This is a genomic window from Rhodospirillum sp. A1_3_36, from assembly GCF_047263945.1.
In the GTDB taxonomy this organism is placed as follows: Bacteria; Pseudomonadota; Alphaproteobacteria; order Rhodospirillales; family Rhodospirillaceae; genus Rhodospirillum.
Genome location: NZ_JBLAVB010000006.1, coordinates 25,557 through 39,039, shown reverse-complemented (window position 1 = coordinate 39,039; position 13,483 = coordinate 25,557). Strand labels below are relative to the sequence as shown.

The following is a 13,483-nucleotide window of genomic DNA, read 5'->3' as shown; positions in this document are numbered from 1 at the left end:
CGCCGACGCGGAAGCGCTATTGGGGCGAAAAACCCGCATCAATGCCAGATTGCGCGGGTTTTCCTGAGATCTACCAGCCCGTCACTTACGGGTTGGAGGAAGACGGTACGTATTCCAGAATGATGGAACTATGCCCGCCTTTCAGAGCTTTAACGACATTGTGAGCGTCCGAACCCTTGTGGTTCAGCAGCGACGGAACATTCAGTTTTCCGTCTTTGTCGAAATCACCCAGGCTGTCCATAGGCAGAGTGAGAAGGGTCGGGTTGCCCTCGGATTTCAGCACATGGTACTCGACTGGCGCATCCGCGGCAGCGTTGGCATCGCGCAAGGCTGCGGCTGCGCTGATGTGGTCGGAGGCAGAGGTCTTGGCATGATCCAGGCCGACCACCAGCAGGTACGGGGACGGGCTGTTGGAGTTCCCATGTGAATCCGTGACTTCGTACGCGACATGGGTGCAGGAGGACACACCGGCCTTAGCATTCTTAGCGAGGACCTCAGCGTGGTCGCCCTGCGCGTCTTTCAGGGAGGCGCTGTGGTCGGAATCGCGGAAAGCAATGTAGGCGGTGTGCTCGCCATGCGCACGGTGAACCGGCACATAGGTCAAGAACTTAGCGCCCTTCGGGTCGGCTTTGGCAGCGGCAACGGCGGCAGCGGCAAAATGCTTCAGACCACCGTGGTTCGCGTCGTATTTGATCTCAAGGATACTCGGCATCGAAAAACCTCCTGGTTAGCTAATTGGCAGCAACAACTCTTTTACTTGGAACGGTTGACCAGCGAACACCCGTGCGCGGATCAAAACGCAGAACAACCAAAACGGGATTTCACCCGTTTTGAGCTTGACTTCATCGACAACCTAGAGAGGAGTTTTTGCTCATAGAGGAAGATTGAATGTCGGCCACAGCACGGACGCACACCAAATCAGATCGCGACCGGCTTCCCTCCCTCTCTGCACCTCTTTTTGGTTGTTGTACCGTAGTTCAACTATTTAGTGTGCAAGCGAAAAATAATTGGATTTATCTTGAATTGCAAGAAATTTCACACTCACTGATAGATTTTTTTTATCTTATAAATCTAATGTTTTTTCCAATGGACACTCTCAAACCAATCGTACTAATAATGATTGAACGATGTGGAAAAATCACGTCTTTTTCTGAGCGTTTCCCAAATTGAATTCTTTCATTCAAGGTCTTTCAGTCAGATGAATGCAATCTAAAGGCTGTACTTGACCCCAGCAAGAGACGCTAGAAAAAGACCTGCGCACGCGGAAAAGGGCTCGGGGGGCCGTGGATATTATGTCAGATATTGCACTCATAGGTATGGCATGTCGCTTTCCCGGCGCCAACAACCATGAGGCGTATTGGCAGCTCCTCTCCCAGGGTCGTCATGCAATTTTAACGTTAGACGATACGCGCTGGGACATGTCGTCCCTCTTCGATCCAGAGCCGGGGCAGCGGGGCAAAACCTATGCCCTCCAGGCTGGTCTGATTGACGATGTGGATCGCTTCGATGCCGAATGTTTCGGCATCTCTGCCATCGAAGCGGAACGCATGGACCCGCAACAACGAATTTTGTTAGAGGTTACGCGAGACGCCTTCGAAGATGCCGGGCTGACGAAAGAGCGGCTCGCAGGCACAAAGACAGGCGTATTTATTGGCATTTCCACCTTCGATTACACCCGGCTTCTGCCCCGCACCGCTGAGTTCGTGGATTTACACTGGGGGACTGGTACCTCAATCGCGATGGCGGCGAACCGGCTCTCCTATGTGTTCGACCTGCGCGGCCCCAGCCAAGCCATTGATACTGCCTGTTCCTCTTCCTTAGTGGCGTTGCACACGGCGTGTTTAAGCTTGCGGGCCGGTGATAGCGACGCTGCCTTGGTGGGCGGTGTGAATTTGATGCTGTCGCCGGAACTGATGATCGCCTTTTCCGCCGCCCGCATGATGGCCCCCGATGGCAGATGCAAGGCCTTTGACGATCGGGCCGATGGCTATGTGCGCGGCGAGGGCTGCGGTGCTGTGGTGCTGAAGCGTTTGCAAGACGCCGAAGTCGCCGGGGATAATATCTTAGCCGTGATCCGAGGCAGTGCGGTGAACCAAGATGGCCGTAGCAATGGCCTCACCGCCCCCAATGGCCCGGCACAAGAGGCCGTGCTCCGCGCCGCTCTAGAGGATGCGGGACTTGAGGGCCCGCAAATCGACTATGTGGAGGCTCATGGTACCGGCACCGCTTTGGGCGATCCCATTGAGGTGATGGCCTTGGGCTCGGTTCTAGGCGAAGGGCGCAAGGCGGGGGCGCCTCTGCTGATCGGGTCTGCAAAAACCAATGTGGGACATTTGGAATCCGCATCAGGCATGGCAGGTCTCATTAAAGCGGTACAAATCCTGCGGCACCGGCAAATTCCGCCGTCGCTGAACTACGAGACCCCCAATGCCCGCATTCCCTTCGATGCGCTCAATATAAAGGTGTCCACCGATCTCACACCTTGGCCAACGGAACAGGCGTTTCATGTGGGGGTGAGCGGCTTCGGTTTTGGCGGGACCAACGCCCATGTGGTGCTTGCCGCCGCCCCACACCCAGCATCCGCAAGGGAGACAACGACCCCGCTGATTCTTCCCCTGTCCGCCCCCTTTCGGGACGGGGTGGTCACCCTTGCGCGGGACCACCTCTCAGCCCTTGCCGAGCTCGACCCGGCGCTTCTGCCCGATTACTGCTACGCTGCCGCAACCCGGCGCAGCCAGTATGATCACCGGGCCGTGGCCATTGGGAGCACGCTGAAAGAGCTTTGCTCGGCGTTGGAGCGGATCGCACAGGCCGGGCCTGACAGCGATCATACGATTATCGGACGCCGACCGGTATCCGGTTGCGATGAGCTCATGCTGAGCTTCTCCGGACAGGTCGATTGGGCACCGCAGGTCGCTCAATGGTTACTTAGGCTGAGCCCCAGCTTCCGCGATGATCCCGAGTTCTCCGCCCCTCTTACAGTGGCCCTGTCTCTGGCCGCCGCCGATCTGTTTGAGCGGACCGGGGTCACTGCCACCGACGTTTCCGGCCGTGGATTGGGTGAAATCAGCGCCGCTTGTGTGGCTGGCGTGTTCTCCCGTGAAGAGGCCCTGTCACTCGCATTGGACTGGGAACGGGCGTTGGCCGGAACCGAACCCTTTACGCCCGCCGCCGTCCCCTCCGCAATCCCTGGCCTCCCGTTCATCTCCCATACCTTGGGAAAGGTAATCGACGGAGAAACTATCGGACCTGAGCACTGGCAAGCGGTTTGGGATCGACGGGACGCACCGCAAGAAGCTGCGGATATGGCCCGCGCCGAGATCGAAATTGGCGCCGATTTCGATCCGCTCACGGCCTTGGCAGCGTTATACCGGTCTGGCTTCGATATAGACTGGTTTCCGCTTTTCCCCGATGGCTTGGTCTACCGCCCCATCGTTCCGCTGACCCCGTTTAACCGGCAACGCTATTGGCTGGGCCTGCCCGGAAATCAGCATTTTACCGCTGCAACTCCACCTCATGGGATGCATGAGCTGGAACGTCTCCCCACAGCCACCCCAATCTGGGAGATCCGGGTGGACACCTCGGCCACCAGCCCGGCGGGCTGCCACCGGCTCGGCAAGGACACAGTCTTGCCCTTAGGCATCGCCCTGGCGGTAACGGCTGAGGCCGCAGCAAAGGAATTGGACACGGAAGCGGTTTCACTAAGACAAGTGACGTTCCATCAACTGATTACCACGGGCCTAACCGATGAGATGCGGTTGCAAGTGAGTTTCGGACCCAAGAAGAGTCTTGAGCTTCACGTCGCGGACCCCACTGCCAATGAGAGGGATCCAATCTGGTTGCGCTGGATGAGTGCTACCGCCGAGAGCGAGACGGGCAGGCCTTCGGATCTCGGTCAGATCCGCGCCGGATTGGGTCAAACGCGGCCTGAAAGCTTGACCCGGCTGCAGGCTCAAACCGGCACCGGAGAAGATCGCCTTCAAGCTTTTACACGGCGACTGACCGAGGAAATTGAAGGCTTTGGAACGTTGGCTGAAGCCCCCCATACCTCCGCCGTCCCCGCCGTGATCGACAGGGTGTGCGTCCGCTCTCCCCAGACCAATTGGTCCGAAGAAGGGTGGGTGTATCTGGGTTTAACCGGCGAAACCGATACCGGTGATCTGACCATTTGGACTCTGGATGGTGAGGCGGTCTGTGAATTGACCGGTATCCTGTTCCACCCCCTCCCGACATCCGCTCGCCCTGTGACCAAGCTGGTCTATCGCTTGGCTTGGCAAGAAGTCTCCATGGCCCGGCCCAATATGGCGCAGATGCTCGCCAAGGTTTCGGTCACCGATCAGATTTTGGCGCGTCAGACCGAGACCTTTACCCAGGAGCTGGACCCGGTCAGTGCCAAGGCGATTCTCACGGCTTTGCATAGCTTGGGCTGGAATCCTGAAATCGGCGAGAAGGTCACTGTCGACATATTGACCACCCATTGCGGCATTCTGCCTGCGCATAAGCGCCTGATCGGGCGCTTTCTCGACATATTGACCGAAGATGGCATCCTGTCGACCACCGTGGAGGGATGGACGGTCACGAAAACACCGATACTGGGTAATGTGGCCGACGAGATCACCCGGTTGCGGGTCGATTTTCCGCAATTCGCCGCCGAGCTTGATTTACTGGCTCTCTGCGCCCCGGCCCTAGCCGACGTGTTGACCGGACGGAAAGAGGCGGTGGATCTGCTGTTCCGAAATGGCGGCGAAGCGATTTTGGAGCGGCTTTATGGGGCAGCCCACAGCATGCAAGGCGCCAACCGTGTGGCTGCGGATCTGGTCGCCGCCGGTCAGCCCAAATCGGGCCGCTACCGCATCTTAGAGATCGGCGGCGGCACCGGCGGGACCACAAGCCATTTACTCAAACGTCTGGCGGATCAGCCAGTGGAGTATGTGTTTACCGATATCTCGCCCGCCTTTTTAAGCACTGCGGAAGACCGATTTGCCCCCCTCCTTGGCAAAGAGGGCAGCTTTACCACCCAGCTGCTGGATATCGAACGGGACCCGCTCGCCCAAGGGTTCACAGCCCAGGGCTTTGATCTGGTTATCGCCGTCAATGTACTGCACGCCACGCAAAATCTATCGGTGACCCTGACCAATGTGAAGACCTTGCTCTCAGCCTCCGGTCACCTGATCGCGGTGGAGCAGACCACAAGGCGACGGTTGTTGGACCTCAGTTTCGGTCTTACCGATGGGTGGTGGCGGTTCACCGATGCCGAGCAGCGCGACTTCTACCCCACTCTGTCTTTGGATCGCTGGCATGGTGTGTTGCGGCATGCCGGTTTCAAGCCAGTTTCGATAGAGGATACACCTGCCATTGGCGGCGGTCAGGGACTCCTCCTGGCCGAACGGCAAACCGAAGATGCCCGCGTGGCAAACATCCGTGACGAGATCACGCCCAATGTTTTAGCCGCATATTTGGACCAGCATCAGGACCAGGACCAGGACCAGGAACCGATCGCGACGGTGTTGCATTGGGTGCCCGCCACCAACTCGGATATGGCCTGCGCGATCAAGGTACAGACCCAAGGCCTATTGAAAACGATCCAGACTCTTGCGGGCAGACCCCAGCCGCCTCGCCTTTACGTGATCACCCAATCCGCTGTGGCCGCTTTGCCCGATGACACCCCGGACCCAGTGGCTGCCGCCCTGTGGGGGATTGGTCGCACAGCCGCCCTTGAGATACCCGAGATCTGGGGAGGTTTAATTGATTTGGACGGGAAGGAGGCCTCCCAAGCGGCGCTCACTCTTGCTTTACAAAACGGCGGTCTACCAGCGGAAACCGCCATCCGGGACGGCATCCTCCATACCGTAAGCTTGCAGCCGACAACGGTCGCGGAACCGGCTTGCTGTCCCATTACCGGTGCCGGATCGTATTTGATTACCGGCGGATTGGGCAGCCTCGGCTTGGCAACGGCGGATTGGTTGGTGCGCAAAGGGGCCGCGCATCTGGTGCTCTGCTCCCGTCGGCCCGCCGAGGGGGCGGTACAGGAGCGTATCAATGGGCTCGGTGTTCCCGTCGAAGTGGTGCGGATGGATGTCTCGGATCGCACCACCCTATCGGTGTTGCTCGCCCGCTTTGGCAAAGACCTCCCTGCTTTGGCTGGCATTTTCCACACCGCAGGGATCACCGCCGATGTCATGTTGCGGGACGCCAAGGCCGACACCATGGCCGAAGTCTGCCGCGCCAAGCCCATTGCCGCCACCACATTGTTGGAGCTCACCGAGGGCATGGCACTGGATTTTGTCGCCCTGTATTCCTCTGCCTCTGCCGTGTTCGGACAAACCGGCAGCGGGCTTTACACGGGTGCGAATGCCGCGATGGATGCGGTTGCCGCCCTTGCGTGCAAACAGGGTCGACGGGTGGTTTCCCTGCAATGGGGCCCCTGGTCCGGCACAAAAATGAGCGAATCCGTTGACCCGGCACAAAAGCGACGTTGGAAAGCCATCGGCTTAACCCCCCTTGCCCCCGAAACCGCCTTGCACGCCTTGGAACAGGGGCTTACCCAATCCGAACCTAACCTCACCGTGATTGATGCAGATTGGCGGAAATGGGCGAACCAGCCTTCCACCCGTTCTGAACTCATCGCCGGATTGCTGAAATTCGAGGCAAAGCAAACGCCACCCGCCGCCCGGACAGGCGAACTCGGAGGCGTACTGAAGGCATTGACCGAAGCCCATGCCGGGGACCGGCGGCGGCGGTTGGAAACCTATCTCCAGTCCCTGCTGAGCCAAGTGCTCATTATCCCGCAAGGTGATGAGATCGGAGCAGAGGACGGGTTCCAGGAATTAGGATTGGACTCCCTCTCCGCCCTCACTTTGCTGGATCTCCTGCAGCGAGACACCGGCATTCGCCTACCTGCCACCGCACTCTTCGACCATCCCAATATCCGCGCTCTCGGAATGGTTCTGGACCAACTGCTGGTGCCGACGAATGCACCTGATGTCAAACCAGCGCATCCGAAACCCGCCGCGCCGAACATACCCGCAAGCGACATCGTGGTGGGGCTGGATGAGCTGGCGGCGTGGAATGACCTTAGCTCTCAGTTTGGGGCGTAACCGATGAAGCATTCTTCCGCTGATAGCCTTCATACCCTCTCCGCCATTCAACTGGCCGCCCTGGCCAATCGGGAACGCAACAATCCAGGGAATTCAGATCTGCTATTGCGCGAACCCATCGCCATAGTGGGCCTGTCCCATCGCTTCCCGGTTGGAGACATCTATCGCGGGTCACCGGACGGATTCTGGCAAATGCTGGTGGAGGGCGGGGATGCTGTCGGTCGGATCCCGGCGGAGCGTTGGGATGCGGAGGCCCACTACGATCCGGATCGCACTCAAAAAGGCAAGTGCGTCACGCGCCATGGGGCATTTTTAGAAGATATACGGGGCTTCGATGCGGGGTTTTTCAACATCTCCGGCCATGAGGCAGCGCGAATGGACCCGCAACAGCGCCTGTTATTGGAGCTGGTTTGGCAGGCGTTGGAAAGTGCGGGCACGGCGCCGAGCTCCCTGTCCGGCACCAAGACCGGCATCTTTGCCGCCATCGCCTCCACCGAATACGCCCACGACATTATCCGGCGCGGCGACCTCAATCTGATCGACAGTCATTACGGGTCAGGCAATGCGATCAGCTTTGTCGCCGGGCGGTTGGCCTATCTGCTCAATACCAAGGGACCTGCTGTCACCTTGGACACCGCTTGTTCCTCCTCTCTGGTCGCCTTGGCCCAGGCCAGTAGGAGCCTAAAGACCGGTGAATGCGACCGGGCGGTGGTGGGTGCTGCGCATCTGATGACCACACCGGGGGCCTTCACCTATCTCTCCCACTCCGGGGCCTTATCCCCCAATGGCCGGTGCAAAGCCTTTGATGCCAGCGCTGACGGGTTCGGTCGCGGGGAGGGCGGGGCGGTGGTGGTGCTGAAGCGCCTTTCCGACGCCATCCGGGACAATGATCTGATACAGGGCCTGATCCGGGGGTCTGCGGTGAACCATGATGGGGCCAGCGGCGGCGTCACCGTTCCCAATGGTCTGGCTCAAACCGCCGTGATCCAGGACGCCTTGCGGGACGCCAGCTTGGATCCGGGACAGATCGACTATGTGGAAGCCCATGGCACGGGTACTTTGCTGGGTGATCCCATTGAGCTCAATGCTCTGGGGCGGGTTTTCGCCAAAGACAGAGAACAGCCCCTGGCCGTGGGCACGGTAAAAAACAATGTGGGGCATTTGGAAGCTGCGGCGGGTCTGTGCGGACTGGCCAAGCTGTTACTCGCTCTGCGTTGGCAATGCCTTCCACCCCATGCGGGCTTCTCCCGCCCCAACCCCCATGTCAGTTTCGAGGATCTGGGTCTGCGGATCTTAGGCCAGGCGGAGGTCTGGCCCCGCAGCGACAGGCCAAGGCGAGCGGGCCTCAGCGGTTTTGGCTTGAGCGGCACCAACGCCCATATTGTGGTGGAAGAAGCGCCCTTTGATCCCCGTCCCCGGCGAAACGTCTGCCCGCCGCCCTATCTGATCTGCTTGTCGGCGAAAAGCGAGGCCGCGCTGCGTCAGTTGACGGCCTCCATGGCCGATATGGTCTCCCACGCCTCTGGCTCGGATCTGGTGGATGTTTGCTTTTCCAACAATGCAGGCCGGGATAGCCATTCCCATCGGCTGAGTGTTTTAGCCGAAGATGCCGCTGCCCTCAGAACCGGCTTGGATAACGCGGCGACCGAAGAAAACTCTGTCCTCATCCGGCGCAGCCAGACCAAGCAGCGACCACAAATCGCCTTCCTGTTCACCGGGCAAGGGGCCGCCTCCGCGGGCATGGCAAAGGGTCTCTATGACACCCATCCGCTGTTCCGGCGCGAGCTGGATCGTTGCGCAGACATCCTCGCCCCGCATCTGGACAAACCCCTAACCGAGATCTTGTTCCCCCAACCCGGGACGCCCGACTGTTTAACCCAGACCGCCTATGCCCAACCGGCCTTGGCCGCTGTGATGTGGTCCTTGGCCGAGCTTTGGCGCGCCATGGGGGTCACCCCTGATGCGGTGCTCGGACATAGTTTGGGGGAATATGTAGCCGCCGCCGTGGCGGGCATGGTGAAGATTGAAGAGTTGCTCCCCTTCATCGCTGCCCGAGGTCGGCTGATGCAATCCCTGCCCGCGGGGGGGGTGATGGTGTCCTTGACCGCGGACCGAACCGAGATTGAGCGTGCCCTAGACCCGCTGCGGGATCGGGTCAGCATCGCCGCGTTTAACGGGCCAGGGCAGACCGTCTTGGCCGGTTGGGCCGAAGCGGTGGATCAGGTGCTAAGCCGCCTCGGCGACCGCGCGGGTTCGATTATCCGTTTGAATGTCTCCCACGCCTTCCACTCCCCGCAAATGGAGGGGATTCTGGACGAATTGGCCGGGCTGGCCGGCCAGCTTTCCTGGCAACCGAGCGCGATTCCGTTGATCTCCAATGTCACCGGATTGGCGCTTCCCGCAGGCGAGACCCTCGGGCCAGACCTCATCGTACGCCATGCCCGCGCGCCGGTGCGGTTTGAACAAGGCATGCAAGGGCTTTGGGAGCGGGATTGCCGGATCTTTGTGGAAATCGGGCCCAAGCCGGTCCTATCCGCATTGGGTCGCGGCTGCCTGCCTGCAAAGGACGCCGTGTTCCTGCCCAGCCTCGCCGCCCCCCGCGCCGATTGGGCCTGCTTGCAAGAGGCAGCCCGTCGCCTGTGGCATGAGGGTGCGCCCATCAATTGGACCGGACTCTATCGCGGTTTTGATCTGCGCCGTCGTCCGCAGCCCGCTTATCCGTTCGAACATCAATATCACTGGTTAGAGGACACGTCCCCCATGACCCAACCACTTCCCCAATCCGAGGCCCCCGCTCCCCAAAGCTTTGCCCGGATATTGCCGGAATTGGTTGAGATCTTCGCCACCATCTTGGGCGATGCGCCGGAGCGGATTGATCCCACGCTCTCCCTCCTCGAGCTTGGCGCGGATTCCATTTTGATCGGGGAGGCCGTGCGCGCGGTGGAAGCTCGGTTCTCTCTCCGTCTGGAGATGAAAGACCTCTACGGACCGCTCTCCACCATTGAGGCGATTAGCCAGCACATTTCCGCCAATACTCCGCTTGCTCCGGCGCGAACCCTGGCCCAGCCGGAAGTGTCAACTCCCGCATCCTCTGTGGCGGGCAACCTCACCGAGCTGTTTCAGCAGCAATTGCGGACCATGGAGGGGCTCATTCAGCGTCAACTCGACGTGCTTGCACAATCTCCGATCCCAGCCAAAGCCGAGCCCCCCGTCCCCACGTCAAACCCAAACCCAAACCCAAAACCAATCATTGCTACTCCTGCCCCGGCCCAAGCTCTAGGCCCCTATCAACCGCCACGAATGACCGAAGCGCAAAGCGAGGTCAACGCAGTCCGCGATCGCTTTATCGCGGAGTTGGCGGATCGGCTCAATCGCCGAACCAGGATCTCGAAGGGCCTCGCCGATGAGCATCGGCCCCATCTCGCCGATAGCAGGGCCTCGGCCGGTTTCCGACCGTCGATGAAAGAACTGATCTATCCAGTGGTGGGGGACCGCTCCCAGGGCTGCCGGATCTGGGATGTGGATGGCAACGAATACGTGGATATCTCCATGGATTTCGGCGCTAATTTGTTCGGACATCGGGCACCGGTGGTGTTGGACGCGGTCCAAGCCCAACTGGATCAAGGCACCGCCCTGGCGCCGCGCGCATCACATCTGACCGAGGCCGCCGAGCGTCTGTGCCGCCTGACACAAATGGATCGAGTGGTGTTCTGCCAATCGGGCACGGAAGCGGTGATGACGTCGGTCCGTATCGCCCGTCTCGTGACCTCGCGGCCCCATGTGGTGATTTTCTCCAAATCCTATCATGGTCATTCCGACGGGCTCTTGGCCACCACAATGCGCCGGGGCGATCACGTGGAAACCGTTCCCGCAGCCAAGGGCATTGTGGAGGCGGCGGTCGCGGAAGTAACCATTCTCGATTACAATAGCCCCATCGCCTTGAACGTGATCCGGGAGTTGGGATCCAATCTGGCTGCGGTCCTGGTGGAACCGGTACAAAGTCGTGCGCTGGAAGTGCGCCCCGGTGGCTTCCTGCGGTCCCTCCGACAGCTGACCCGTGAGTTGGGGGCACTGCTGATCTTTGACGAGATGATCACAGGCTTCCGCCTCCATCCTGGCGGGGCCCAGGCCTACTTCGGTGTACAGGCGGATCTGGCTACCTATGGCAAGGCGCTTGGTGGCGGCATTCAAGTGGCCGCATTGGCCGGACGCGGTAGGCTATTGGACGGGATTGATGGTGGGTGCTGGCAGTATGGCGATCGGTCCGCCCCCACTGCTCCGACCACCTTCTTTGCCGGTACCTTTAACGGCAATCCGCTGGCAACCGCCGCCGCCGCTGCGGTATTGCGGGAATTGGAGCGGCGCGGTCCCGATTTCCAAAAAGCGCTGAACGAGAAGACCCGCAGCTTTGTCGCCGAGCTCAATACATGGCTCGAGGCGGAGCAAGTGGCGCTTCGCCTCATCCATTTCGGCTCCCTGTTCCGTTTCACCTTCCGGGGCGACATGGATCTGATTTTCCCGCTGTTGATGGAACGGGGTGTGTTCGTCTGGGAGGGCCGTAATTGCTTCCTGTCCGAGGCCCATGATGACGAGGCGCTTGCCTTCGTCGCCGACCAGATCAAAGACGCGGTGCGGGTGCTGAAAGCGGCCGGGCTGGCGACCCCCAACGATGCAAACCGCCCACTGCCCGTTACCGGTATCCCCGAAAAACTGTCCTTGACCGACGCTCAACGCCAGATCCGCTTAGTGGATCGGTTGGATGGCGCGGCGGCCCAGGCCTACGTGGACGCGATCCTCATTGAAGTGGACGGCGAAATCGACCCACAGCGCTTGACCGATGCGGCACAGCAGATCTCGGATCGGCATGAGGCTCTGCGCACCACTTTCCCGGCTGAAGGCAATGATCAACTGATTTGGGACCATATGCCCATCGAGCTTTCCGTCAGAAATAGTAGTGATTTCGATAGCTGGTACAACCAAGCCATAGGGCAAAAATTTGATCTCCAAAATGGCCCGTTACTTCGCCTGAATCTTCTCCGACTGCCTGATGGTACCAGTCGAATATTGGTGATCAGCCATCACATCGTTGTCGATGGCTGGTCGTTAGGTGTGGTGGTCAATGAGATCCTGTCCGCCTATGGGGATGCGGCAGCGCTCTCGCCTCAGCCGCCCCGCCAGTTCCGCGACCACCTGGCTTGGCTCGACCACGGACGCTCCGCCCAAGAGCGTGCCGCCGATGTGGAATACTGGCGTAGAACCTTGGCCGAAGTGACGGAGGATTACGCCTTGCCGGGCGACAGACCAAAGCCGGCAAGCTGGTCGTGGCGGGGGGCCACCCATCGAGTCACGGTTCCGAAATCCCTGCAGGACCAGTTAAAAGCCTTGGGGGCCCGGACCCAAGCCACCCTCTATACGGTGATGATGGCAAGTTGGTTAAGTTATCTGCATCGGGTGGCTGATAAAGACGATTTGGTAATCGGCTTTTTGGTTTTGGGTCGCGCACCGGAAGATCAAGGGGATATGGTTGGCTTTGCAACCAATTTGGTGCCGTTTAGAAGCAAACTAAGCCCGAATGTCAGCTTCAAGAGCTTCTTAAACCAAACCGCCCAGTCCCTCCGTGAAGCGCAACAGCACGCCAATTACCCGCTGGCCTCCATTGTGAAGGACCTGGGTCTTACCTGGCGTGCCGGGCACATGCCCTTGATCTCATCGGTCTTGAACATGGACCGACCAAAAACCCTGGCCGATATTGACGGCATATCCGCGCGAGTGGGCGAGGTGGCCCAACGGACGGCCAAGGTAGAGCTCAACATCAACATCCTGGATTTGGGTGAAGGTCTGGCTATTGATTTCATCTATGCCACCGACCTGTATTCCCCGGCCTATATGGCAGAGTTGGCCGAGGGGTGGATGACATGGCTGCGAGAACTCGGCAGCGACGAGGATTGTATCCTGGCACGAAAAGTGCCCGCCTTGACCCCGGCCAGGCCCGTGATGGGCGAAGACACGGCTCCAGTTCGGTCACCGCGACAAAGCGTCCCGGCCAGTGATGAGATCGAAGCCAAGATCTTGGCGAACTGGGCGGAGTTGTTGGGCTTAGATGACCTTGGCGTTACAGAGGATTTCTTTGAACTGGGCGGTGATTCCCTGATGGCCGATGAGGCCGTGATGTGGGCAAGGCGCAGCTTCAATGTGGAGATCCCGCTCGGCGAGATGTTCAAAACCCCCACCGTGGCCGGACTGGCTCGTGTGGTGAAGAAACAGAATATACCTGACCCCGGTCCTGCCGCGCAGCCTGCGAAGAGCCGTATCCAAAGGCAATCCCGCGACAAGTACCGGGTGGCGCGTCCCCGCCTTGCCACTGACGCATCGGAGTGAGGACGGTC

The 13,483-nt window shown here is 59.8% G+C and carries 3 protein-coding genes; 2 read left to right on the top strand and 1 reads right to left on the bottom strand.

The window, feature by feature from the left end:
- Nucleotides 1-85 precede the first annotated feature (85 nt).
- A complete protein-coding gene (locus ACLIRY_RS14400; protein WP_413206109.1) occupies nt 86-712 on the bottom strand; it encodes a hypothetical protein in 627 nt (208 codons plus the stop codon).
- Nucleotides 713-1,292: 580 nt separating this feature from the next.
- On the opposite strand from ACLIRY_RS14400, the gene ACLIRY_RS14395 reads away from it, so the two are divergent.
- Together ACLIRY_RS14395 and ACLIRY_RS14390 are read left to right on the top strand one after the other, a co-directional pair.
- The gene (locus ACLIRY_RS14395; protein ID WP_413206108.1) at nt 1,293-7,097 is read left to right on the top strand and encodes an SDR family NAD(P)-dependent oxidoreductase; all 5,805 of its coding nucleotides are present in this window, start codon (nt 1,293-1,295) and stop codon (nt 7,095-7,097) included.
- A 3-nt stretch (nt 7,098-7,100) separates the two neighbouring features.
- Complete coding sequence (locus ACLIRY_RS14390) at nt 7,101-13,475, top strand: aminotransferase class III-fold pyridoxal phosphate-dependent enzyme (RefSeq protein ID WP_413206107.1); 6,375 nt, start codon at nt 7,101-7,103, stop codon at nt 13,473-13,475.
- The last annotated feature ends 8 nt before the right edge of the window (nt 13,476-13,483 follow it).